Origin of the sequence: Pseudomonas sp. efr-133-TYG-103a, from assembly GCF_030209235.1 — a bacterium.
GTDB lineage: Bacteria > Pseudomonadota > Gammaproteobacteria > Pseudomonadales > Pseudomonadaceae > Aquipseudomonas.
In genome coordinates this window covers 22,824-46,011 of the sequence record NZ_JARVSK010000031.1, presented here as the reverse complement: position 1 = coordinate 46,011, position 23,188 = coordinate 22,824, and the positions used below count along the sequence as shown (strand labels likewise).

Genomic DNA, 23,188 nt, shown 5'->3' with positions numbered 1-23,188 from the left:
GAAGATAGAGCGTTGTCAGCTGATCGAATATTCCCTATCTTCTCTCAATGACTGATCAAAAACGCACAGCCCTCGATTGGCAGGATGTCAGGATCTTTTTGGCGCTGGCGCGTCACGGAAGCCTCTCAGCAGCCGCCAGAATGCTCTCGGTCAACCATGCAACGGTTGCACGCCGGCTTCGTTCGCTGGAGGACAGCCTGGGCGAGAAGCTCGTGGAGCGGCGCCCGGACGGCTATGTCCTGACACTGGCGGGCACCCACGCCCTTCAGGCTGCCAGTGAGATGGAGCAGGCCGCCCAGGTACTGGGCCGCGGCATGCAAGACGGATCCCCTTCGGGCCTCGTCAGAATCAGCTCATCGCCGGGGCTGTGCGGGGGGTTTCTGATTTCCCGCTTGCCTGAGCTGATCGCCCGTCATCCGCGTCTGGATATCGATCTGGCACCTACACTGCGTTCGGTCAGCCTCGACCGACATGAAGCCGACATCGCCATTCGCTTCGACATCCCCAAGGACGGAGACATCGTCGCTCGCCCGCTGACCACGGTTGGCTACGGGTTTTACGGGACGCAGGAGGTCTGTCAGGGGACTGAAAATGGAGTCAGCCCCGTCTTCATCGGCTTTAACGAGGCCGACGGTTATCTGTCCCAGGAAATCTGGATGACCCAGCATTTTCCCCGCGCGCGCGTGGCCTTTCGCGCCAAAGACCAGTTTCTCCAGTCCATCGCCGCGCGCTCGGGGATAGGACTCGCGTTGATCCCCCACTACATTGGCCGGGCCGACCCGCAGCTGCGCTTGTGCGATCTGGGTCCCGTGCCACCGAGCAGAGAGGTGTTCCTGCTGACCCGGGGACGCGACCGGAAAGATTCGTCGATCAGAACGGTTGCGCAAGAGATAGGTGAGATGTTCGATCAGGCGCGCTCGCTGTTCACGTGAGCACGTTCAGATGAGAGATTTGGGCAAGACGGCAGGTCCCGACGGGTGCAAGACAGCGGAACAATGCTTTTGTAGAGACGTGCGAGCTTCTCAAACCGGCAAGAAAAAAGGCGCTTCGGATTGCTCCGCAAGCGCCTTTTCTTGAATGGTGCCCCGAGCCGGAGTCGAACCGGCACATCCTTTCGGACGACGGATTTTAAGTCCGGTGTGTCTACCAATTTCACCATCAGGGCGATAGTGCAGATCAGCTTGGAGCCCTACGGCTATGAAGCTGACAAGAGCTGGGAATATATACATCCCCACGCAGTGAAGCAAGCCGAAAACGCCCTCGTTCAGGGCGAAAACAAATTCCATCCGGAAATAAAAAAGCTCTGTAAATCATAGATCTACAGAGCTCGTTTATAGTGGAGGCCGAGGTCGGAATCGAACCGGCGTAAGCGGATTTGCAATCCGCGGCATAACCATTTTGCTACTCGGCCTCAAACGCCAAACGATCAGACAACGACCGCACAACGCATACAAACTGGAGCGGGAAACGAGACTCGAACTCGCGACCCCGACCTTGGCAAGGTCGTGCTCTACCAACTGAGCTATTCCCGCTTGGTGTGGGCGCCATTCTATAGATTCAAATGACCCCGTCAACCCCTTGATTTAAAAATACTTATCTCGGCATGCCGTCTCGCTCCAGCACGAGAAACGGGTAGCGCCGCTTGAGCAAACTGAGACGCTACTCCTCGGTGGTCGTCCTCAAATGCGGCCATGCCGCCCGGAGGTATTGCACCATTGACCACAAGGTCAGGCCTGCGGCGACCATCAGCAGTACGTAACCCAATACGACCCAGAACGTGAACGCAGGTGGGTTGGCCAGCAGAATCACCAGCGCGAGCATCTGCGCCGCGGTTTTCCATTTGCCCAGGTTGGAGACAGCGACCTGAGCGCGCGCCCCCAGCTCGGCCATCCATTCGCGCAACGCGGAGATGACGATTTCCCGGCCGATGATCACCGCTGCCGGTAACGTCAGCCAGAAATTGGCATGCGCCTGAACCAGCAGCACCAGCGCGACCGCGACCATGAGCTTGTCGGCCACCGGATCGAGGAAGGCGCCGAACGGCGTGCTCTGCTGCAGGCGTCGGGCGAGATAGCCATCCAGCCAGTCCGTCGCCGCGGCCAGCGCGAAAACCGAACTGGCAGCCATGTAGCTCCAGTAATAAGGCAGATAGAACAGCAGAATGAAGATCGGAATCAGCAGGACACGTAATACGGTAATCAGATTAGGGATATTCATCGGCACAACTGGCTACGAGGTGAGCGGGCATTCTACTCGCTGTGCAGGTTCGCATAAATCGACTCTGCGAGCTTTTTACTGATTCCCGGTGCTTTGGCGATTTCTTCGACGCTGGCGCGAGACAATTCCTGCAGGCCACCGAAGTGCTTGAGCAGGTCTCTGCGTCGTGTCGGGCCGACACCGGCTACCCCTTCCAGGGTTGAAGTGCGCCGCGTTTTGCCACGGCGCGCCCGGTGTCCGGTAATCGCAAAACGGTGGGCCTCGTCGCGGATCTGCTGGATCAGGTGAAGCGCGGGGGAATCGCCTTTGAGCGTGAATTCATGGGCGGCGTCATTGAGGTAAAGGGTCTCGAAGCCGGCCTTTCGTGTGGTGCCTTTGGCCACGCCCAGCAGAATCAGATCGGGAATCGCCAGCTCATTCATTACGTCGCGGGCCATGTTCAACTGCCCCTTGCCGCCATCCACCAGCAGGATGTCTGGCAGCTTGCCCTCGCCGTCCTTGATCTTGCCGAAACGCCGTGTCAGCGCCTGATGCATCGCTGCGTAATCGTCCCCGGCCGTGACGCCCTCGATGTTGTAGCGCCGATAATCCGACTTGATTGGCCCTTCTGGCCCGAACACCACGCACGACGCCACCGTCGCCTCGCCACTGGAATGGCTGATGTCGTAGCATTCCAGGCGTTGCGGCGGCTCGTCGAGCTTGAGCACTTCAGCCAGCGCTTCGAAGCGCGCGGCGACATGCTGCCGGTTGGCCAGACGCGCTGCCAGTGCCTGCTCGGCATTGGTCACCGCCAGTTGCTGCCAGCGAGCGCGTGTACCGCGCACCCGATGACTGATGACGATTTCGCGCCCGCGAGAAGCCTCGATCGCTTCGATCAATGCCGGGAAATCTTCATTGACCACGTTGACGATGACTTCGCCCGGCAACTCCCGCTCGCCGCCGCCCAGAAAATACTGCGCGAGGAACGCCGACATGACTTCACCGACCTCTTCCTCGATGCCAACCTGCGGGAAGAAATTCTTGCTGCCCAGCACCCGACCGCCGCGCACGCTGATGAGGTGAACGCAAGCGCCGCCCGGGTTGACGAATGCGGCTACGACATCGACATCGCCAGTGCCGGCTTCCATGCTTTGCTGATCCTGCACACGACGCAGCAGACCGATCTGATCGCGAAGCTCGGCGGCGTGCTCGAAATTCAGATCCATCGCCGCCTTTTCCATCAGCGAGTTGAGCTCATCGGTCAGGGCATTGCTGCGCCCTTCCAGAAACATCACCGAGTGGCGCACATCCTCGGCATACACCTGCGGCTCGACGAAGTTGACGCACGGCGCCTTGCAGCGCTTGATCTGGTACTGCAGACACGGCCGGGTGCGGTTCTTGTAAAAGCTGTCCTCGCACTGACGCACGTGAAAGGTCTTCTGGAGGATGCTCAGGCTTTCGCGGATGGCCCCGGCACTCGGGTAAGGGCCGAAGTACCGACCTTTCGCCTTCTTGGCGCCACGGTGAATGCTCAGACGCGGGAATTCGCCGTCGGACAAGTGCACGTACGGGTAGGACTTGTCGTCACGCAACAGGATGTTATACGGCGGCCGAGACTCTTTGATGAGCGTCTGCTCGAGCAGCAACGCTTCGGTCTCATTGGCTGTGATAGTGGTCTCGATCTGCGCGATCCGCGCCACCAGCGCTCCGGTTTTCGGTGCGTGGCCGGTCTTGCGGAAGTAGCTGGCGAGCCGCTTCTTGAGGTTCTTGGCTTTGCCGACGTACAGCAGCCGCCCATCGATATCGAACATCCGATAGACGCCGGGGCGACCACTGCAGGTGGACAGAAACGCGCTGGGATCAAACGGCTGGGTCATTTCAGGCGCTGGCATCGACCATGCCGTGGCGAACAGCCAGCAATGCCAGCTCGACGTCACTGCCGATCGAAAGCTTCTCGAAAATACGGTACCGGTAGGTGTTCACGGTTTTGGGGGACAGGCACAGCTTGTCGGAGATCGTCTGCACTTTCTGGCAACCGACGATCATCAAAGCGATCTGGATTTCCCGTTCGGACAGGAGATCGAAAGGCGAGTTGCTGGTCTGCGGCTGGAACGATTTGAGCGCCAGTTGTTGGGCGATCTGCGGACTGATGTAACGCTGGCCGGCAAACACCAGCCGGATGGCCTGGACCATTTCGGTCAGCCCGGCGCCCTTGGTCATGTACCCTGCCGCGCCCGCCTGCAGCAGGCGGGTCGGAAAAGGATCTTCCTCACAGACCGTCACGGCGACCACTTTTATATCCGGATGGCTGCGCAGCAGTTTTCGGGTGGCCTCAAGACCGCCAATGCCGGGCATCTTGACGTCCATCAGGACCACGTCAGGCTTGAGCTCACGTGCCTTTTTCAAGGATTCTTCGCCCGATTCGGCCTGGCCGACAACCTGCAAACCGTCAATGTCGGCCAACATACGCGTGATACCTGTCCGAACCAGATCGTGGTCATCGACAACCAACACCCTAATCAAGCAGACACCTCACGGAACAATTCATGGCGAACGATCGCCACCTTAGCAAAAAGAAAGTGCATGACCTAGCGAGAATGCTTTTTTGACGGCCGTGCAAGATGATCGACAACGAATCGGACACGCTATCATCATCGACCGCAGAACTTGCAAAAAATCTTCAAACGCGCGACTTCGAATAGCCCTTGAGCGGTTAGTGCGAATCGGGTTTCTTTTCCACCGCATACGAGGCTTTATATTCCGCCAGCGTAGTTGTCAGGCGGCGAATGGCGTCCTGATCTTCCTTGACGAGTGAACGGTAGCTGCCCAGCACCCACTCCTCGATCTGGCTCAGGTTTTCGATCGGGGCTGGCGTGCGATTGCCGGTCAACACATAAAGCACATCAACCCCCCTCGCGGCGACGTTGGCGAGGTAGTCGGCCTTCGGCGTGCGGTCGCCGTTCTCGTATTTGCCCTGAGCGTTGGGCTCCACACCACCAATTTCACCGAATGCGCGTTGCGAGAGCCCAAGACGCTCCCGCTCTTCCCGAATGCGGGCACCGATTCCACTCATTTGAATGCACAACCTTATTGACCCCATCCTTACGAATGGTAATATCCAGATAATTTGAACTGACTTGAACGGTTTTGAACTATGCCCGGAACACGCACCGCAGCACAAGCCAAGGCCTGGCTGGATCAACAGGGCAAATCGGTTCAGGAATTTGCAAGGGAAAACAAGGTCGACCCTGCAACGACTTATCAGATTCTTTCCGGGCGCAAGAAAGGCCGCCGGGGAGAAGCTCATAAAGTAGCGGTACTTCTGGGAATGAAGATAGGGGTAATACCGTCAAAGGTTGTCACAGGAATTGACGGTTCCGAAGAGCCTGTTTCTTAATCAATCAAAGTGCGTAGGAAGTTTCTTAAAGTTCGATTGAGCGCGCGTTGCTTTACGCGGAAGTTTTTCTCGCCGGCCCAGGCACCTGTCAGAAAAAGAGACTAAAGCGGGTCAGACAGAGATGACCCGTTCCATCCACAACAATGCCTGCTCTTCCCCTACGGTGACAAACCCCAATCTCTTGTACCAATGGACGGCCGGGTTGGTTTTGAAGACTTTCAGCCGCACGCATGCACAACGCTGCTCTATCGCCATCTCGGTAACGCGGCCCATGACCCGGCCGCCCACGCCTTCACCGCGATAGCGTTCGATCAGTTGAACATCGCGCACATACAGATAACCGCTCTCCCGCGTCACACCCAGATAGCCCGCGCACGTGTCGGCCTTGAGGATCAGGTAGTTCTCCCTCAGCGGCCATTGCGCATCGAAGCCCTCGGGCTGCCAGATCAGTCCGCACTGACTGTAATAGTCGCGCATGTTCACGCGAGTCAACTCACGGGCGAATGCAAGATCGGCGTCGGACGCCGGGTGCAGGGAAACATCCTTATTGACCTGTTTTTTCACGCAGCCCTCCTGTTATGTCCGGCAGGTCGCCCACCACTATCCCGACATTCTACGCAGCGGCAGCTTCTCGGACATCCGAGGTCGCCAGGCAATGAACAATCGATGGCCTTCATTGAATATTCCGATTGAACAGCGCAGCGTGCCTGAAGTAAGCTCGCGGTCACACAACGGAGACACACCATGTTGCATTCCCTCTCATCTCAGCTGCATGCCTCTGCCGACGCCTTGCGTCAGGCTGCGGATCTGGCTGCGTGGGACGCGACGAAGACTACCTCCGCGACTTCTTATTTTTACGGGTATTGGTTTAGCCACTGGCGCGCCTGATACCCACACGGCGCCCACGAATACGGGACGCCACCAGAGATAACTCTACCCCCGGTCGGCCTCCCGACCGGGGGTTTTGTTTTTTTGGCCTGCCTTAAACCTGACTAACGCTCCGCATCGAGGAAACCAACATGAACCACAGCAACTATTACCGCTACGACATCAGCTACGCATGGCGATTTAGCAACCTCCGTTCGGGACAGCCAGCCGCCTCCGATCGGTCACTGACAGGTGGCAATACAACTCACAGCGCCGACCCGGCCAATTGTCGAACACCCCAGTAGGTCCGCGCGGGACAACGCCCGCCGACCAGGAAGCCTTGAAATGAACTCGTCCGTCGCCGTAACAAACCTCTCCGATCTGCCGTCCGCTGCCGTGACCCTGCTCGACAGTCACCCCGCTGCGCTGCGCTTGCCCAGCGCGCTGGCGCTGAAACAGCAGTTATCGCTCGATGCCGCGCTCACTGCGCAGATCGCAGCCCATCGCCAATCCGTACGCGCCATTCTCAACGGCGAAGATTCGCGTCTTCTCGTCGTCGTAGGCCCCTGCTCCATTCATGACCCTGAGTCCGCGCTTGAATACGCGGCGCGTCTTGCCGGTCTGGCAGAGGACGTCAGCGACCAGATGTTGCTAGTGATGCGCGCCTACGTCGAGAAGCCCCGCACGACCGTGGGCTGGAAAGGCCTGGCGTACGACCCGCACCTTGACGGCAGCGATGACATGGCCGCAGGCCTGACGTTGTCCCGGCACCTGATGCGTGAGATGACCCGACTCGGCCTGCCCATCGCCACTGAATTGCTCCAGCCCATGGCGGCAGGCTACTTCGATGACCTGCTGAGCTGGGTCGCCATCGGCGCGCGTACCACTGAGTCGCAGATTCATCGTGAAATGGCGAGCGGGCTGCAGATGCCGGTCGGCTTCAAGAACGGCACCGACGGCGGGATCGCCGTTGCCTGTGACGCGATTCGTTCGGCGGCGCATGCGCACCGTCATTTCGGCGTCGACGCGCACGGTCATCCGGCGATCATCGAAACCCGCGGCAATCCGGACACTCACATCGTCCTGCGTGGCGGTCACAACGGCCCCAACTACGGCGCGCAGAGTATCGACGCGGTGAATGCCAGCCTGGACAAACAGCGCATTGCCGCGCGAATCATGGTCGACTGCAGTCATGCCAACAGCGGCAAAGACCCCTTGCGTCAGCCGCAGGTCTTCAATGATGTGCTGAACCAGCGTCTGGCAGGCGACCGGACGCTGATCGGCATGATGCTGGAAAGCCATCTGTTCGAGGGCTGCCAGCCGCTCAGCGATTCGCTGCGCTACGGCGTGTCGATCACCGACGGTTGCCTGGGCTGGAACGGCACCGAGCAACTGCTGCGTGATGCCGTCGACAAGCTGCGTTACAGATAACGTTTCCAGGTGGGAAGCCATGGCGTGAACCGTCATCGGCTTCCCATCGACGTGTCACCGTTGTCAGCCCGGTCGCGCGCCTGTTCAGACGCGGGCCGTAGGACGCACTCGCTCGCTCGTGCGGCCTTCTTCCTTATCCGCCCGCAGATGTTTAACCCTCTGCCAAAAACCGGCGCCTCCGGGCGCGCGGCGCGACGGCCTTTCACTTGGTCAACAAGGCGGCGCCTCAGATCCCGGCACGACACCGAGCTGTGGCAAACGCTTAGTCTCGTTCGCCCAACTCAGTGAGCGGACTGTCGAATATGTACACGGAAGTCACCACCAAATATCCCATCCTGCTGGTCCACGGCTTGTTCGGATTTGATCGCATCGGTCAGTTCGAAATGTTTCACGGAGTCCGGCAAGCCCTCGAGAAAGCCGGTTGCAGGACCCATGTGCCTGCACTGTCTGGCGTACACGATAACGAGATCCGCGGCGAGCAACTCATTGAGCAGATCGAGCGATTCCTTAAACGCACGGGATACCTGAAGGTCAACCTCATCGGCCACAGTCAAGGCGCACTCACTTGCCGTTATGTCGCGGCCGTTCGGCCGGGCATGGTGGCGTCAGTCACCTCGGTCAGCGGCCCCAATCACGGCTCCGAAGTGGCGGACCAATTGCGCCGCGCACTCACGCCAGGAAACATGCCCGAGGCCGCTGCCGCACGAATGGCGTCAGGCTTCGCTCACTTCCTGTCCCTGCTCGGCGGCAATGGCCACCTGCCGCAAAGCCCGGTGGACGCACTGGACGCCCTGACCCGCGAGGGCGTGGCGCGCTTCAACAGCCGCTATCCGCAAGGCTTGCCGTCCGAGTGGGGCGGTGAAGGCAATGAGCGGGTCGACGGTGTGCATTATTACTCCTGGAGTGGCTGCATTCAGGACTCGCTGTTTTCGGAGGGGCGCAACGCACTGGACCCGTTACACCTGGCACTGCGCGGTTATGCGCGGCTGTTCGAGCAAGAAACTGACTGCAACGACGGGCTCGTCGGACGCTGCAGCTCTCACCTGGGCAAAGTCATCCGCAGCGACTATCCGATGGACCATGTCGACACCATCAATCAAACCGCTGGTCTGGTGCGCGCAAATATTGACCCGGTAAAACTGTACGTCGACCATGCTGGATTGCTGTTCAGCAAAGGTCTGTAGCGGCTGATGATGTCCCTGCTGTGCGCGGTCCGGCACCCGGAACTTTCTCGGGAAAAGCCTCCCTTAATCCGGTAGGCTCTTTCCTTTTTTAACAGGAGTACCCCAAATGGCCAAAGCCACTGCCCGCCACATCCTCGTGTCCAGCGAAGAGAAATGCAACGAGCTCAAAGCCCAGATCGAGGCAGGCGCTGACTTCGCGGAAGTCGCCAAATCCAACTCCAGCTGCCCGTCCAGCCGTCAGGGTGGCGATCTGGGTTCTTTCGGTCCGGGTCAGATGGTCAAGGAATTCGACACCGTGGTCTTCAGCGCGCCAGTCAACGTCGTGCAGGGCCCGGTGAAAACCCAGTTCGGTTACCACCTGCTGGAAGTGACCAGCCGCCAGGACTGATTCCGGCTTGACCGATACAACCTGCGGCCCGCTCTGACAAGCGGGCCGTTTGTATTCAGTGCGTGAGAAAAACGCAGTGCTGCCATTCCGGCAAAGAAATTGCTAGTTGTTATTGCTAGTTGTTAACGGCACGTCGTTTGGCAGCCATGACCCCGTGCAAATGTAAAGAAGTCATCAACCACTGGTAGTGTGCGGTTACAAAGATTCCGGCATTGAGGTACCTTGCCACCGGAGGTAACGAATAAAAACAATGGATCATCCACAGACCAGGCAGCAATCGCCTGATCACGACCTTCAACCCTGATGTTGCGCCCAACGTCAGTCAGGATTTGTGTAATGCGTTTTGTTTTTTCATCGCTGATGGTTGCAACACTGGTCCTTGTTTCAGGTTTTCAGTCCCTGTCCGCCGCACCTCAACACGCACTGACCGTCTACGGCGAGGCTCCCCGCTACCCGTCCGGTTTCCAGCACTTCGACTACGTGAACCCGAATGCCCCAAAAGGCGGCAGCATGCGTCGTTCGGCGCAGGAAATCGGTCAATTCGATCACATCATGCCGTACCTGGACAAAGGCACGGGCGTGTCGCAGGTCAATGGCTTGCTGTACGCGCCGCTGGCTGTCAGGTCACTGGATGAACCGTACACCGTTTATGGCCTGATCGCGGAAAAAATGGAGCGGGCTGCCGACGGCATGTCTCTGCGGTTCTACCTCAATCCCAAGGCACAGTTCTCCGACGGCACGCCGATCACGGCCGAAGATGTCCGCTACACCTACGACCTGCTGATGACCCAGGGCAGTTTGTCGTACCGCACCGAATTCCAGGACGTCAAAGGCGTGGAGGTCGAGTCGCCCACCCAGGTGCGCTTTGACTTCAAGAGCAACGAGAGCCGCACGCTGCCTCTGGACCTGGCCTCCCTGCCGGTGTTTCCCGAGCACTGGTGGAAAGATCGCGACTTCGCCAACGGCGGCGGCTTCGAGCCCCCTGTCGGCAGCGGCCCCTATCGCATCGGCAAGGTCGATCCGGGCCGCAGCATCACCTTCGAGCGTAACGTCGACTGGTGGGCCAAAGACCTGCCGGTCAATCGCGGCCTCTATAACTTCGATCATTTCAGCGTCGAGTATTTCGGCGACACCGACGTCGCGCGCCAGGTGCTGCTCGGCGGCGGTTATGACTACAACCGCGAATACTCCGCCACCGGTTATGCCGTTCGCTACGAAAGCCCCGCGCTGACCGAAGGCCGGCTGCAACGCGCTCACCTTGCGCCAGGCGCCGTGCAAAGTTCTCAGGGCTTCGTATTCAACCTCGACAGACCGAAATTTCAGGACCGCCGCGTGCGCCAGGCGCTGGCAATGCTGTGGGACTTCGAGTGGACCAACCGGCAGATGATGCGCAACGTGTACGTGCGTCAGAACAGCTACTTTTCCAACAGCGAACTGGCTGCGACGCAGTTGCCGACCGAATCGGAGCTGAAGATCCTCGAACCCCTGCGCGGTCAGGTCCCGCCGGAGGTGTTCACCAGGGTATTCCAGACACCCAGAACGGACGGTTCCGGCTTCATTCGCGACAAGCAGCTGCAGGCCCTGGGCCTGCTCGAAGAAGCGGGCTGGATGCCCAAGGGCGACAAGCTGGTCAACGCGGACGGCGAACCACTGAGTTTCACCTTCCTCAATGGCCAGAGCGGTTTCGAGAAGATTCTGCTGCCTTACAAGCGCAACCTCGCGCAGATCGGGATCGACTTTGAAATCCGAAGGATCGACTCGGCGCAGTACCTGAACCGGGTAATGGCCCGTGACTACGACATGATCGTGACCGGCTATGGCGTTTCGACTTCGCCGGGCATGGAGCTGTACAACAACTTCGGCTCCAAAGTGGCGCGGGACTCGGGCTCGAGCAATTACATGGTGCTGCGCGATCCGGCGGTCGACACGCTGATCAATGGACTGGCCAAGGCCGACAGCAAGCCGGCGATGATCGATTACGCCCACGCACTGGACCGGGTGCTGCAATGGGGCTTCTACTGGATTCCCAACTATTACCCGCCGGGATCTTCCACGGTGTGGTGGAACCGTTTCGGCATTCCCAAAGTGCAGGCCAGCAACAGCGAAGCCATCGACACCTGGTGGGAGTTGAGCCCGCAGGCGCTGACGACCGAACAGTTTGCCCGGCAACAGGGTGATTCGGCCCTTCCATGGGAGGTGAAGTGATGTTCGGCTACCTGATGCGGCGTCTGCTGCTGATCATCCCGACGCTGCTGTGCATTCTGCTGGTCAACTTCTTCATCGTGCAGGCCGCGCCGGGCGGTCCGGTCGAGCAGGCCATCGCCAAGCTGCAAGGCGTGGCCGGCGGAACGATCGGCGCAGGGCACACCGAAACCATGAACGCGGGGCAGTCACGCGCCAGCCGCGGTCTGGACCCCAAGCTGATAAAGGAAATCGAGCACCAATACGGGTTCGACAAACCCTTGCACGAACGTCTGTGGCTGATGCTGACGAACTACGCCCGGCTGGACTTCGGCAACAGTTTTTTCCGGGGCGCCAAGGTCACTGACCTCATTCTGCAAAAGATGCCGGTGTCGATCTCGCTTGGGCTATGGGCCACTCTCATCACCTATCTGGTGTCGATCCCGCTGGGTATACGCAAAGCGGTCAAGCATGGCAGCCATTTCGACATCTGGAGCAGCACGGCGATCATCATCGGTTATGCAATGCCCGCGTTCCTGTTCGCCATGCTGCTGGTGGTGGTGTTCGCGGGCGGTACGTCGTTGAGCTGGTTCCCGGTGCGCGGCCTGGTGTCCGAAAACTTCGATCAGATGACCACGCTGGGCAAGATCGCCGACTACTTCTGGCACTTGGTCCTGCCGGTGATTTCCCTGGTGATCGGCGGTTTCGCGACGCTGACCATTCTCACAAAGAACTCGTTCCTCAATGAGGTCACGCGTCAGTACGTGGTCACCGCCCGGGCCAAGGGCCTGAGTGAACGCCGCGTGCTGTACGGGCATGTGTTCCGCAACGCGATGCTGCTGGTGGTCGCTGGTATTCCCCAGGCGTTCATCAGCGTGTTCTTCGCCGGTTCGCTGATGATCGAAGTGATCTTTTCCCTCGATGGCCTGGGTCGAATGAGCTACGAGGCCGCTGTCTCGCGGGACTACCCCGTGGTGTTCGGGACACTGTTCATCTTCACCCTGTTCGGGCTGCTGATTAAGCTGGTCGGCGACATCTGCTACACCCTCGTCGACCCCCGAATCGATTTCAGTGCGAGGAACGCATGATGAGCAGACTGTCTCCGGTGGCTCGCCGTCGTTTCGAGCGTTTTCGCAACAACCGTCGTGGCTGGTGGTCGTTATGGCTGTTTTGCGGGCTGTTCGTCCTCAGCCTGTGTGGCGAACTGATCGCCAACGACAAACCTTTGGTGCTCAGTTATCAACACTCGTTGTACTTTCCTGCGTTCAAACGCTACACCGAGCAGGAATTCGGCGGTCAACTGCCCTTCCAGCCCGACTACCGCAGTGACTACGTTCGTCAACTGATCACCGACGGTGACGGCTGGATGCTGTTTCCGCCCATCCCGTTCAGTGACGACACGCCCAACTATGACCTGAACAAACCGGCGCCCAGTCCGCCCTCTTCCATCAACTGGCTGGGCACTGACGATCAGGCGCGGGACGTGCTGGCGCGCGTCATCTTCGGCTCGCGGGTCTCGATTCTGTTCGCCCTGGCGCTGACCGTCATCAGTGCGTTGATCGGGATTGCCGCCGGCGCATTGCAGGGTTACTACGGTGGCTGGGTGGATCTGATCGGGCAGCGTCTGCTTGAAGTGTGGTCCGGATTGCCCGTGCTTTACCTGCTCATCATTCTTTCAGGCTTCGTGGAACCGAACTTCTGGTGGCTGCTGGGCATCATGGCCCTGTTTTCGTGGCTGGCGCTGGTCGATGTGGTGCGTGCGGAGTTTCTGCGTGGGCGCAACCTGGAGTACGTGAAGGCGGCGCGCGCGCTGGGGCTGGACGATCGCAAAGTGATCCTGCGACACATTCTTCCCAATGCGATGAACGCCACCCTGAGTTACCTGCCGTTCATTCTGACCGGCGCGATTTCAACGCTGACCGCGCTGGATTTCCTGGGCTTTGGCATGCCGGCAGGCAGCGCGTCGCTGGGCGAGTTGATCGGCCAGGGCAAGCAGAATCTGCAGGCGCCCTGGCTCGGCTTCACGGCGTTTTTCACCCTGGCGCTGATTCTGTCGTTGCTGGTGTTCATAGGCGAGGCGCTGCGTGACGCCTTTGACCCGAGGTCCTGACATGTCCGAAAACCTGATTGAAATCCGCGACCTGTCGGTGTCGTTCAGCGGCAACACCGTGGTCAAGCACCTCAGCCTGGACATTCCCGCGGGCGAATGCCTGGCGCTGGTGGGTGAATCCGGCTCCGGCAAATCGGTCACCGCGCACTCGATCCTGCAGCTGCTGCCTGAGGCTGGCACGGTCAGCACAGGCAGCATTCGTTATCGCGGCAAGGAATTGCTGGGCGCCGACGGCAAGACCATGCGGCAGATTCGTGGCAATCAGATCGCGATGATCTTTCAGGAGCCGATGACGTCGCTCAACCCTCTGCACACCGTCGCCAAACAGATTGGCGAGACGCTGTTGCTGCACAAGGGCCTGAGTGGCAAGGCGGCGCAGGCCCGTATCCTGGAACTGCTCGAGCTGGTGGGCATCCAGCATCCGAAGAAGCGCCTGAAAGCCTATCCTCACGAACTGTCCGGCGGGCAGCGGCAACGGGTGATGATCGCCATGGCGCTGGCCTGCGAGCCCGAACTGCTGATTGCCGACGAGCCGACGACGGCGCTGGACGTCACCGTTCAGCGCAAGATCCTGCTCCTGCTCAAACAACTGCAGCAGCGCCTGAACATGTCGCTGCTTCTGATCAGTCATGACTTGAATCTGGTCCACAGCATTGCCCAGCGGGTGTGCGTGATGCGCGCCGGCGAAATCGTCGAGCAGTCCAATTGTCAGCTGCTGTTCAAGAACCCGCAGCACCCGTACAGCCAGCTGTTGCTGGACGCGGAGCCTGCCGGCGAGCCGCTGCCCCGGGACACCCGCGAGAAGGTGCTGGAGGTCGATAACCTGCGCGTCTGGTTCTCGCTGGGCGGCGGGATTTTCAATCGCCATCAGGAATACCTGAAAGCCGTCGACGACATCAGCCTGAGTATCGAGCGCGGCAAAACACTGGGAATCGTCGGCGAATCCGGCTCGGGCAAATCGACACTTGGTCAGGCAATCCTGCGCTTGCTGGAATCCCGTGGCAGTATCCGTTTCAAGGGTCACGCGCTGGACAGCCTGAATCAGAAACAGATGCGACCGTGGCGCAAGCAGATGCAGGTGGTCTTTCAGGACCCTTACGGCAGTCTCAGCCCGCGCATGTCGGTGGCGCAGATCATCAGCGAAGGGCTGGAAGTCCACAGTGAACTGGACAAGGTCTGCTGTGAGGCCGAGGTGATTCGCGTGCTGGAGGAAGTGGGCATCGACCCGTTGAGCCGGCACCGTTACCCCCATGAGTTTTCTGGCGGGCAGCGACAACGCATCGCCATCGCCCGCGCACTTGTGCTTAAACCTGCCCTGATTCTGCTCGACGAACCCACTTCCGCACTGGATCGCACAGTGCAGAAACAGGTCGTTGCGCTGTTGCGGCAATTGCAGGAAAAGCACGGGCTGACGTACCTGTTCATCAGCCACGACCTTGCCGTTGTCAGGGCGCTGGCCCATGACCTGATTGTGGTCAAGGACGGCAAGGTGGTCGAGCGCGGTGCCAGCCACGATGTCTTCGATGCGCCCCAGCACCCGTACACCCGGGAGCTTCTGGCGGCGGCGCATCCCGGCTTCAACTGAAACAGGCAACAATCAGCAGTCTGTGCGGCCAGATGCCGGGAACCGGATTTACGGAACAATCCATGAAAGACAGCGAAAGCCTGAAGGACTACCGACGCGTCCGGCGTCTGGCTATCCGGTCTCTGTTCGAAATCATCGAGCAATCCAGTGAAGGCACGGTCATCGTCGACCGCGAGGCACGGATTGTCTGGATCAACGAGCGCTATGCCCGACGTTTCGGCCTGGAAGACCCCAGCCGTGCGGTCGGCCAGCCGTGCGAGCAAGTCATCCCCGGCAGTCTGCTGCGTCAGGTGGCCAGCAACGGGCAGCCGATCCTGCTGGACATGATGGACACCGCCAAGGACCCGCTGGTGGTCATGCGCCTGCCGATTCATGACGACGGCGGCGGCGTCATTGGCGCCATCGGCTTCGCCCTGTTCGATGAGCTGCATGCGCTGTCGCCGCTGCTCAAACGCTATTCAAGCATGCAGCAGGAACTGGCCTCGACACGCTCGATGCTGCGCGCGCGTCAGGCCAAGTACAGTTTTGCGCACTTCATCGGCACCAGCGCCGCGAGTCTGGAAGTCAAACGGCGCGCCCGACGCAGCGCCAGCACGGATTCTCCGGTGCTGTTGCTGGGCGAAACCGGCACCGGCAAGGAATTGCTCGCCCACGCCATCCACAACACCTCGCCGCGGGCGCACAAGCCTTTCGTCAGCATCAACAGCGCGGCGATCCCCGAAGCACTGCTGGAAGCCGAGTTCTTTGGCACCGCGCCCGGTGCATTCACCGGCGCCGATCGCCGAGGTCGTCAGGGCAAGCTGTATCTGGCCGAGGGCGGAACGCTGTTTCTCGACGAGATCGGCGACATGCCGCTGCCTCTGCAGAGCAAACTGCTGCGCGTGCTTCAGGAAAAAGAGTACGAGCCGGTTGGCTCCAACGAGATGATCAAAAGCAATGTGCGCCTGATCGCGGCGACGTCCACGGATCTTGAAGCGGCGATCAAGCGCGGCGAGTTCCGCGCAGACCTGTATTACCGCCTGAGCGTGCTGCCCATCGAAGTGCCGCCGTTGCGCCAGCGACTGGACGACATCCCGGCGCTGACCGAGGCCATCCTCGAAGACCTGCGCAGCCAGCATGAGCTGGAACCCGCCGGGCTCTCGACGCTGGGGCAGCACGCCTGGCCGGGCAACATACGGGAGTTGCGCAACGTGTTGGAGCGGGCCGCGCTGCTCAGCGACGACCTGCACCTGGGCGCGACTGAAATCCGCACAGCGATCGGCACCCTTGTCGCCGCTGACCCGCAGACGGCGCCCCAACCGCTTAACGACGAGACGTACAGCGAAGCCAGGCAGCGTTTCGATCGTGAACTGATCACCGCAAAACTCGCACAGTGTGACGGCAATGTAGTCCTGGCGGCCCAGCAATTGGGGCTTGGACGATCGACGCTCTACAAGAAAATGGCCGCGCTGGGCATTGCCGAGTCTCAATAACGAGACGCCATTCCACAAAGGGAGACACGTTGAATATCCAGCCGAAATGGTCTCGGCAGACCCGCGCGCCAGACGTTAGCCACTGTCCCGGCAGTCACTGATGGAGCGGGTTTGAATCGAGCAGTCTCTTTTTCAAGACAATCATGGGTCACAGCTTTCGCAAGTTAGGACTTATCCATAGGGAAATCAATCACTTAGCGCAGTGGCACGAAAGTAGCTATACCTCCTGTTGCGCGGCTCGACCGCATCCAGAACAAAAACAACAGGAGACACTCGATGAGTGTGATCATCGCTTTGGCAGCCCTTGCGCTGCTGATGCTTGCTGCTTACCGTGGTTACAGCGTTATCCTCTTTGCCCCCATCGCCGCCCTGGGCGCGGTCTTGCTGACCGACCCGTCCGCCGTCGCGCCCGCCTTCACCGGCGTGTTCATGGACAAGATGGTCGGCTTCGTCAAACTCTACTTCCCGGTGTTCCTGCTCGGTGCCGTATTCGGCAAGCTCATCGAGTTGTCCGGATTCTCGCGCTCCATCGTCGCGGCAGCCATTGGTTTGCTCGGCACACGCCAGGCCATGCTGGTGATTGTGCTGGTGTGCGCCCTGCTGACGTATGGCGGGGTGTCGCTGTTCGTTGTGGTGTTCGCCGTGTACCCATTCGCTGCCGAGATGTTCCGGCAAAGCGACATCCCAAAGCGGCTGATCCCGGCGACCATCGCCCTGGGTGCATTCTCGTTCACCATGGACGCCCTGCCCGGCACGCCGCAAATCCAGAACATCATCCCTTCGACGTTCTTCAACACCACGGCGTGGGCCGCGCCCTGGCTGGGCCTGATCGGCACGGCTTTCGTCTTTTGTGCCGGCATGTTGTTTCTTCAACGTCAGCGCAACAAAGCCCAACGCGCCGGTGAAGGCTACGGCACAGAGCTGCGCAACGAACCCGAGACACCGGCCGATATCACCCTGCCCAACCCGTGGATCGCTTTGGCGCCGCTGTTGCTGGTGGGGGTCATGAACCTGCTGTTCACCCAGTGGATTCCACAGTGGTATGGCAAGACCCACACGCTGGCGCTGCCCGGCATGACAGCGCCCGTGCAGACGGAAATCTCCAAGATCACGGCCATCTGGGCGGTCGAAGCGGCACTGCTGGTCGGCATCGTGTTCGTCCTGCTGTTCGCCTTCGGCACGGTCAAGACGAAGCTGGCCGAAGGCAGCAAAGGCGCCGTCAGTGGCGCGTTGCTGGCGGCCATGAACACTGCGTCGGAATACGGCTTCGGCGCGGTCATCGCCTCATTGCCGGGCTTCCTGGTGCTGGCGGACGGGCTGAAAAGCATCCCCAATCCGCTGGTCAACGAAGCCATTACCGTGACCTTGCTCGCCGGCATCACAGGCTCGGCGTCAGGCGGGATGAGTATCGCGCTGGCAGCGATGTCGGACAGCTTCATCGCGGCCGCCCATGCGGCGAACATTCCGCTTGAGGTGTTGCACCGCGTCGCCGCCATGGCCAGCGGTGGCATGGACACGCTGCCGCACAACGGCGCCGTGATCACGCTGCTGGCGGTGACCGGGCTGACCCATCGCGAAGCGTACAAAGACATCTTCGGCATCACCCTGATCAAGACCCTGGCGATCTTCGTGGTGATCGCCATCTTCTATGCAACTGGCATCGTTTGAGGATCTGAACATGAGTCTGCAAGGCAAAACCGCACTGGTCACCGGCTCCACCAGCGGCATTGGCCTGGGCATCGCGCTGACGCTGGCCAAGGCTGGCGCCAACCTGGTGCTCAACGGCTTCGGCGATGCGTCGGCGGTGATCGAGCAAGTCAGGCAGTACGGCGGCAAGGTCGGCCATCACCCTGCGGATGTCAGCGACGTCGGGCAGATCGCCGACATGATCGCCTACGCCGAGCGTGAGTTCGGCGGCATCGACATTCTGGTGAACAACGCCGGGATCCAGCACGTCGATGCCGTGGAAGACTTTCCGGTGGAGAGTTGGGACAAGATCATCGCCATCAACCTGTCATCGGTGTTTCACAGCACCCGTCTTTGCCTGCCGGGCATGCGTGCAAAGGGCTGGGGGCGGATCGTCAACATCGCTTCCGTTCACGGGCTGGTGGGCTCCACTGGCAAGGCCGCTTACGTTGCGGCAAAGCATGGGGTCATCGGCCTGACCAAGGTCGTGGGCCTGGAGACAGCGGCGAGTCAGATCACCTGCAACGCCATCTGCCCCGGCTGGGTATTGACCCCGCTGGTGCAGAAGCAGATCGACGATCGCGGCGCCGAAACCGGGGACATCGAGCAAGCGAAGCATGATTTGCTGGCCGAGAAGCAGCCGTCGCTGGAGTTCGTCACCCCTTCGCAGCTGGGCGAGCTGACGCTGTTCCTGTGCAGTGACGCTGGCGCGCAGGTGCGTGGGGCAGCGTGGAACATCGACGGTGGCTGGCTGGCGCGATAACGTCTGGGCACTGCCCGGGAGGCGGCCTTGCCAGTGAGGCGCACGTGTCAGTCGGAATGACCGGCTGACACCCTCCGGCTATGCGCAGGCAGACGCCTGGCCGCTCGTTTCAAGCCCCCGGCTCGTCGCGCTCATCCACCAGGCCCCAGTCCTTGACGTCGACCTGCGCCGCAGGCTGTGGCGCGGGAGGTGGCGTGGTGATCGTCGAATGACCGCCTTCGCTGTGCAGCTTCAGACGCAACCGCACATTGTTCGCGGAATCGGCGTTTTTCAGCGCCTCGTCCTCGCTGATCGCGCCTTCGATGGCCAGGTCGTACAACGCGTTGTCGAAGGTCTGCATACCCAGATTGGTGGACTTTTCCATGATGCCCTTGAGCTCGGTGAGCTCGTTGCGATGGATCAGGTCACGAATGGTTGGCGTGCCGAGCATCACTTCAACGGCGGCTCGGCGCTTGCCGTCCTTGGTCTTGACCAGCCGCTGGGAGACGAACGCCTTGAGGTTGTTGCCCAGGTCATGCAACAGCTGCGCGCGACGCTCCTCCGGAAAGAAGTTGATGATGCGGTCCAGCGCCTGGTTGGCGTTGTTGGCATGCAACGTGGAGATCGCCAGATGTCCCGTATCGGCGAAAGCCAGCGCATGCTCCATGGTCTCGCGGTCGCGGATCTCGCCGATCAGAATCACATCCGGCGCCTGACGCAGGGTGTTTTTCAGCGCTGCATGAAAACTGCGCGTGTCGACCCCGACTTCACGCTGATTAATGATCGATTTCTTGTGCCGATGGATGAATTCGACCGGATCCTCGATGGTGATGATGTGCCCGCTGGCGTGGCGATTGCGGTGATCGATCAGGGCAGCCAGCGACGTCGACTTACCCGAGCCCGTGGCGCCGACGAACAGCACCAGGCCGTGCTTCTCCATCACCACATCGAGCAGCACCGGCGGCAGGTGCAGGTCTTCGAATCTGGGGATGTCGAGCTTGATGTTGCGCGCCACGATGGACACTTCGTTGCGCTGTTTGAAGATGTTGATGCGGAAACGCCCGACGCCCGAAAGGGAAAACGCCAGGTTCATTTCAAGTTCACGCTCGAAGTCCAGGCGTTGCTCGGCGTCCATGATGCCGTCGGCGATGAGCGCCACGTCGCCAGGCTTGAATGCCTCGGTGCCCAGCGGCTTCAGCACGCCGTTGAACTTGGCGCAGGGTGGCGCGCCCGTGGATAAATAGAGATCCGAACCGTCCTGGGTGGCAAGAACCTTCAACAACGCCGGGAAATCCATAAGGCAATACCGCACAAAAGGTTTAGGAAGACTGCAGGTCGACACTGTGTGCGACCCTCGACCCGAACCAACGTTCGCCCCAAACAGCCGGGCTGCGCGTCGTTGGTCCGATCAAGGTGAAGGAAATTACCTGAATTCGCGCCGCAAAGGCATAATGCGCGGCTTTTTTATCGAGGCGATTTCAACATGAAAGCTCAAGCCCGCCACATTCTGGTCAAGACCGCCGAAGAGGCCGAGCAGCTCAAGCAGCGCATCGCCAAGGGCGAAGCGTTCGACGTGCTGGCCAAGAAATACTCGACCTGCCCGTCCGGCAAACGTGGCGGCGACCTGGGAGAGGTTCGCCCCGGCCAGATGGTCGGAGCGATCGATCAGATTATCTTCAAGAAGCCGCTGCGCACCGTGCACGGCCCCGTGAAGAGCAAGTTCGGCTATCACCTGGTGCAGGTGTTTTACCGCGACTGATGATCGTGCTGCCTGCGGTCAGGCCGGCATGGCACTGCGCGGGATCAGCGCGCCGGGATGCTGGATCACCAGACTCGCCAGACGATGCCCTGCCTCAGCTGCTTCCTGCGGACTGCCACCGCGCAGTCGGCGGGCCAGGTACCCGGCGCTGAACGAATCACCGGCCGCCGTGGTGTCGATGACCTTGTGCACTGGCTGCGCCGGGATCTCATAGCGACGCTCGCCCGAACGCACCAGACAACTTTGCGCGCCACGCTTGATCACCACCTCGCTGACGCCCAGCTCACCATATGCCGCCAGGATCTGCTCGCTGTCGCTGTAATCGAACAGGGCCTGCTCGTCCTCTTCGGTGAGCAGCGCCAGATCGACCTCATGCATCACCGCACGATAGGCCTGGCGCGCCTGATCGACGCTGCGCCACAGACGCGGTCGGTAGTTGTTGTCGAACACCACGCGCGCGCCCCGGTCCCGCGCCTCGCCCAGCGTCGACAACAGCCGCGCCCTGCCGACCTCACCAAGCACCGCCAAGGTTATGCCGCTGAAGTAGAGCACGTCGTATTCGGGCAGTGCCGCAAGAATCGGCTCGGCAGCCGGCGTGGTGAAACAGTCACGCACCGCCGCCTCATTGCGCCAGTAGAGGAACCGCCGCTCGCCGTTGGCATCGGTCTGAATGCAGTAAAGCCCGGGCAACCTGCCCGGCAGACGCTGAACTCGGCTCAGGCCGATGTGCTCGTCCGCCCAGACCTGGCACATCGCGTCGCTGAAGCTGTCGTCGCCAAGGGCCGTGACGTAGTCCACCTGAGAGGCCGAGCCCAACAGACGGGACAGATACACCGCGGTGTTCAGCGTGTCGCCGCCGAAGCTCTGCTTGAGCGTGCCGTTGGCATGCTGCTGCAGCTCGATCATGCATTCGCCGATCAGCGCCACGCGCGGATGACTGTGACTCACCATCTCGCTCATTGCAGACTCCCGTCAGAAGCACGTTTCGAAGGATTCGATGACGCTCAGATCATCGCCGACCAGACAGCCCGTGCGCCATTTGTCGAAGGTCAGGCACGGGTGCGAGGTGCCGAACGAAATGATGTCCCCCACGCGCAGCTCACACCCCGGCGCCACCGCCATGAAGGCGTGCTGGTCCATGACCGCAGTGACTGTGCACGCGCTCACGTCATCGCCCTGCGCCGGCACCACGCCCGGCTTGTAACGCTTGATCGGGTTCGGCATTCCGGCGTCGAATGCGACGTCACGTTTGCCCAGCGCGATGACCGCGAAACCGGGTTCAGGCATCGACTGCACATGCGCCCAGACTTCCAGCGCCGGTTGCAGGCCTTCGCTCAGGTCGTGGCGACGGTCCAGCACGCAGCATTGCGCTTCTTTATAAATGCCGTGGTCGTGAACCACATAGCTGCCTGGGCGCAGCACGCTGAGGAAGCGCTCGCGCACCTGCTGCTTGTCGAACTCTTCCGCAATCAAGTCGTACCACGCCGAGCCCGACGCAGTGACAATCGGGCGGTCCAAGGCGAAAGCGCCCTTGTCCTGCAGCGTGACGGCCAGACGCACCAGTGATGCGGCAAACTGGCGAATGCCGCTGACCGCCTGGTCGCCATGAATCACGCCTTCGTAGCCTTCGATGCCGGTCAGTTTCAGCGCAGGTTGCGCGGCAATCGCCTCGGCCAGCGCCATCACCTCGTCCTCGCTGCGGCAGCCGCAGCGCCCGCCGACCACGCCGTACTCGATCATCACGTTCAGGTGCAGGCCTTTGGCAGCGAAGAATTCGCCGAGCGCCTTGACGTTGTCCGGGTGATCGACCATGCAATGAAAATCGAACATCGAATCGGTCAGCATCTCGGCGATGATCGCCATGTTCGGCGCGCCGACCAGCTGATTCGCCATCAACACCCGGCGAACACCGTGGGCATAGGCGGCCCGGGTCTGCACGGCGGTGGCCAGGGTCATGCCCCAGGCGCCGTGCTGCAACTGACGCTGGAACAATGCGGGGACCATGCTGGTCTTGCCATGAGGCGCCAGCTCCGCGCCGCTGTCACTGACGAATTTCTGCATCCAGCGCAGGTTGTGCTCCAGTGCCTTGTCGTGGATGACCAGCGCCGGCAGGCTCACATCCCGTACCAGTTGGTCGCCCGGTTTGGCGGCGCCCTTTTCGATTGCAGCAATGTTCATGTCTGTTCTCCG

Annotated in this window: 21 protein-coding genes and 3 tRNA genes; 13 read left to right on the top strand and 11 right to left on the bottom strand. The window is 60.6% G+C overall.

Annotated elements, in window-relative coordinates; genetic code table 11:
* The first annotated feature begins 47 nt into the window (after window positions 1-47).
* Window positions 48-932: a LysR family transcriptional regulator gene (locus QRN36_RS22955; RefSeq protein WP_285426151.1), complete on the top strand. Its 885-nt coding sequence runs from the start codon at window positions 48-50 to the stop codon at window positions 930-932.
* Between the two features lie 146 nt (window positions 933-1,078).
* On the opposite strand, the gene QRN36_RS22950 is transcribed toward QRN36_RS22955, so the two are convergent.
* The 7 genes from QRN36_RS22950 to QRN36_RS22920 form a co-directional block, all read right to left on the bottom strand.
* Window positions 1,079-1,165, bottom strand: a tRNA-Leu gene (locus tag QRN36_RS22950).
* Window positions 1,166-1,337: 172 nt separating this feature from the next.
* Window positions 1,338-1,411 (bottom strand) — tRNA-Cys (locus QRN36_RS22945).
* 45 nt (window positions 1,412-1,456) lie between these two features.
* A tRNA-Gly gene (locus QRN36_RS22940) sits at window positions 1,457-1,532 on the bottom strand.
* Window positions 1,533-1,659: 127 nt separating this feature from the next.
* Window positions 1,660-2,217 carry a CDP-diacylglycerol--glycerol-3-phosphate 3-phosphatidyltransferase gene (gene pgsA, locus QRN36_RS22935; protein ID WP_285426150.1) on the bottom strand — a complete coding sequence of 186 codons (558 nt, stop codon included), beginning with the start codon at window positions 2,215-2,217 and terminating at the stop codon, window positions 1,660-1,662.
* Between the two features lie 32 nt (window positions 2,218-2,249).
* Window positions 2,250-4,073, bottom strand: a complete 1,824-nt coding sequence (uvrC, locus tag QRN36_RS22930) for an excinuclease ABC subunit UvrC (protein WP_285426197.1) — start codon at window positions 4,071-4,073, stop codon at window positions 2,250-2,252.
* Window position 4,074: 1 nt separating this feature from the next.
* The gene (uvrY, locus tag QRN36_RS22925; protein WP_093458872.1) at window positions 4,075-4,719 is read right to left on the bottom strand and encodes a UvrY/SirA/GacA family response regulator transcription factor; all 645 of its coding nucleotides are present in this window, start codon (window positions 4,717-4,719) and stop codon (window positions 4,075-4,077) included.
* A 190-nt stretch (window positions 4,720-4,909) separates the two neighbouring features.
* The gene (locus QRN36_RS22920; protein ID WP_285426149.1) at window positions 4,910-5,269 is read right to left on the bottom strand and encodes a helix-turn-helix domain-containing protein; all 360 of its coding nucleotides are present in this window, start codon (window positions 5,267-5,269) and stop codon (window positions 4,910-4,912) included.
* 81 nt (window positions 5,270-5,350) lie between these two features.
* On the opposite strand from QRN36_RS22920, the gene QRN36_RS22915 reads away from it, so the two are divergent.
* A complete protein-coding gene (locus QRN36_RS22915) occupies window positions 5,351-5,593 on the top strand; it encodes a DNA-binding protein (protein ID WP_285426148.1) in 243 nt (80 codons plus the stop codon).
* 111 nt (window positions 5,594-5,704) lie between these two features.
* Here the strand turns inward: QRN36_RS22915 and QRN36_RS22910 are convergent, their stop codons facing one another.
* Window positions 5,705-6,157 carry a GNAT family N-acetyltransferase gene (locus QRN36_RS22910; protein ID WP_285426147.1) on the bottom strand — a complete coding sequence of 151 codons (453 nt, stop codon included), beginning with the start codon at window positions 6,155-6,157 and terminating at the stop codon, window positions 5,705-5,707.
* 648 nt (window positions 6,158-6,805) lie between these two features.
* Between QRN36_RS22910 and QRN36_RS22905 the strand changes: the two genes are divergently transcribed.
* From QRN36_RS22905 to QRN36_RS22860, 10 genes are all read left to right on the top strand, one after another.
* Complete coding sequence (locus tag QRN36_RS22905; protein ID WP_285426146.1) at window positions 6,806-7,891, top strand: 3-deoxy-7-phosphoheptulonate synthase; 1,086 nt, start codon at window positions 6,806-6,808, stop codon at window positions 7,889-7,891.
* A gap of 302 nt (window positions 7,892-8,193) precedes the next feature.
* Window positions 8,194-9,075, top strand: coding sequence for a triacylglycerol lipase (locus QRN36_RS22900; RefSeq protein WP_285426145.1), 882 nt, complete (start codon window positions 8,194-8,196; stop codon window positions 9,073-9,075).
* 106 nt (window positions 9,076-9,181) lie between these two features.
* Complete coding sequence (locus QRN36_RS22895) at window positions 9,182-9,463, top strand: peptidylprolyl isomerase (protein ID WP_285426144.1); 282 nt, start codon at window positions 9,182-9,184, stop codon at window positions 9,461-9,463.
* Between the two features lie 336 nt (window positions 9,464-9,799).
* On the top strand, window positions 9,800-11,668 hold the full coding sequence (locus tag QRN36_RS22890) for an extracellular solute-binding protein (RefSeq protein WP_285426143.1): 1,869 nt from the start codon (window positions 9,800-9,802) through the stop codon (window positions 11,666-11,668).
* The gene (locus QRN36_RS22885; protein ID WP_285426142.1) at window positions 11,668-12,732 is read left to right on the top strand and encodes a microcin C ABC transporter permease YejB; all 1,065 of its coding nucleotides are present in this window, start codon (window positions 11,668-11,670) and stop codon (window positions 12,730-12,732) included. The genes QRN36_RS22890 and QRN36_RS22885 overlap by 1 nt, the downstream gene beginning before the upstream one ends.
* Complete coding sequence (locus tag QRN36_RS22880) at window positions 12,732-13,754, top strand: ABC transporter permease (protein ID WP_285426141.1); 1,023 nt, start codon at window positions 12,732-12,734, stop codon at window positions 13,752-13,754. The genes QRN36_RS22885 and QRN36_RS22880 overlap by 1 nt, the downstream gene beginning before the upstream one ends.
* A gap of 1 nt (window position 13,755) precedes the next feature.
* A complete protein-coding gene (locus QRN36_RS22875; protein WP_285426140.1) occupies window positions 13,756-15,339 on the top strand; it encodes an ABC transporter ATP-binding protein in 1,584 nt (527 codons plus the stop codon).
* Window positions 15,340-15,401: 62 nt separating this feature from the next.
* A complete protein-coding gene (locus tag QRN36_RS22870; protein ID WP_285426139.1) occupies window positions 15,402-16,811 on the top strand; it encodes a sigma-54-dependent Fis family transcriptional regulator in 1,410 nt (469 codons plus the stop codon).
* A gap of 276 nt (window positions 16,812-17,087) precedes the next feature.
* Complete coding sequence (locus QRN36_RS22865) at window positions 17,088-18,479, top strand: GntP family permease (RefSeq protein ID WP_285426138.1); 1,392 nt, start codon at window positions 17,088-17,090, stop codon at window positions 18,477-18,479.
* 10 nt (window positions 18,480-18,489) lie between these two features.
* Window positions 18,490-19,260, top strand: coding sequence for a 3-hydroxybutyrate dehydrogenase (locus QRN36_RS22860; RefSeq protein WP_285426137.1), 771 nt, complete (start codon window positions 18,490-18,492; stop codon window positions 19,258-19,260).
* 109 nt (window positions 19,261-19,369) lie between these two features.
* On the opposite strand, the gene QRN36_RS22855 is transcribed toward QRN36_RS22860, so the two are convergent.
* Window positions 19,370-20,536, bottom strand: a complete 1,167-nt coding sequence (locus QRN36_RS22855) for a PilT/PilU family type 4a pilus ATPase (protein ID WP_285426136.1) — start codon at window positions 20,534-20,536, stop codon at window positions 19,370-19,372.
* Between the two features lie 186 nt (window positions 20,537-20,722).
* On the opposite strand from QRN36_RS22855, the gene QRN36_RS22850 reads away from it, so the two are divergent.
* Window positions 20,723-20,998, top strand: coding sequence for a peptidylprolyl isomerase (locus QRN36_RS22850; RefSeq protein WP_081568400.1), 276 nt, complete (start codon window positions 20,723-20,725; stop codon window positions 20,996-20,998).
* Window positions 20,999-21,016: 18 nt separating this feature from the next.
* On the opposite strand, the gene QRN36_RS22845 is transcribed toward QRN36_RS22850, so the two are convergent.
* Both QRN36_RS22845 and QRN36_RS22840 read right to left on the bottom strand, forming a co-directional pair.
* The gene (locus QRN36_RS22845; RefSeq protein ID WP_285426135.1) at window positions 21,017-21,958 is read right to left on the bottom strand and encodes a sugar kinase; all 942 of its coding nucleotides are present in this window, start codon (window positions 21,956-21,958) and stop codon (window positions 21,017-21,019) included.
* A 12-nt stretch (window positions 21,959-21,970) separates the two neighbouring features.
* Window positions 21,971-23,176: an amino acid deaminase gene (locus tag QRN36_RS22840; protein ID WP_285426134.1), complete on the bottom strand. Its 1,206-nt coding sequence runs from the start codon at window positions 23,174-23,176 to the stop codon at window positions 21,971-21,973.
* Between the last annotated feature and the right edge of the window lie 12 nt (window positions 23,177-23,188).

Coding starts and splice junctions, on each gene's coding strand:
- QRN36_RS22955 (WP_285426151.1), top strand. CDS start 48: ATGACTGATCAAAAACGCACAGCCCTCGATTGGCAGGATGTCAGGATC.
- pgsA (WP_285426150.1), bottom strand. CDS start 2,217: ATGAATATCCCTAATCTGATTACCGTATTACGTGTCCTGCTGATTCCG.
- uvrC (WP_285426197.1), bottom strand. CDS start 4,073: ATGACCCAGCCGTTTGATCCCAGCGCGTTTCTGTCCACCTGCAGTGGT.
- QRN36_RS22920 (WP_285426149.1), bottom strand. CDS start 5,269: ATGAGTGGAATCGGTGCCCGCATTCGGGAAGAGCGGGAGCGTCTTGGG.
- QRN36_RS22915 (WP_285426148.1), top strand. CDS start 5,351: ATGCCCGGAACACGCACCGCAGCACAAGCCAAGGCCTGGCTGGATCAA.
- QRN36_RS22905 (WP_285426146.1), top strand. CDS start 6,806: ATGAACTCGTCCGTCGCCGTAACAAACCTCTCCGATCTGCCGTCCGCT.
- QRN36_RS22900 (WP_285426145.1), top strand. CDS start 8,194: ATGTACACGGAAGTCACCACCAAATATCCCATCCTGCTGGTCCACGGC.
- QRN36_RS22895 (WP_285426144.1), top strand. CDS start 9,182: ATGGCCAAAGCCACTGCCCGCCACATCCTCGTGTCCAGCGAAGAGAAA.
- QRN36_RS22890 (WP_285426143.1), top strand. CDS start 9,800: ATGCGTTTTGTTTTTTCATCGCTGATGGTTGCAACACTGGTCCTTGTT.
- QRN36_RS22885 (WP_285426142.1), top strand. CDS start 11,668: ATGTTCGGCTACCTGATGCGGCGTCTGCTGCTGATCATCCCGACGCTG.
- QRN36_RS22880 (WP_285426141.1), top strand. CDS start 12,732: ATGAGCAGACTGTCTCCGGTGGCTCGCCGTCGTTTCGAGCGTTTTCGC.
- QRN36_RS22875 (WP_285426140.1), top strand. CDS start 13,756: ATGTCCGAAAACCTGATTGAAATCCGCGACCTGTCGGTGTCGTTCAGC.
- QRN36_RS22870 (WP_285426139.1), top strand. CDS start 15,402: ATGAAAGACAGCGAAAGCCTGAAGGACTACCGACGCGTCCGGCGTCTG.
- QRN36_RS22865 (WP_285426138.1), top strand. CDS start 17,088: ATGAGTGTGATCATCGCTTTGGCAGCCCTTGCGCTGCTGATGCTTGCT.
- QRN36_RS22860 (WP_285426137.1), top strand. CDS start 18,490: ATGAGTCTGCAAGGCAAAACCGCACTGGTCACCGGCTCCACCAGCGGC.
- QRN36_RS22855 (WP_285426136.1), bottom strand. CDS start 20,536: ATGGATTTCCCGGCGTTGTTGAAGGTTCTTGCCACCCAGGACGGTTCG.
- QRN36_RS22850 (WP_081568400.1), top strand. CDS start 20,723: ATGAAAGCTCAAGCCCGCCACATTCTGGTCAAGACCGCCGAAGAGGCC.
- QRN36_RS22845 (WP_285426135.1), bottom strand. CDS start 21,958: ATGAGCGAGATGGTGAGTCACAGTCATCCGCGCGTGGCGCTGATCGGC.
- QRN36_RS22840 (WP_285426134.1), bottom strand. CDS start 23,176: ATGAACATTGCTGCAATCGAAAAGGGCGCCGCCAAACCGGGCGACCAA.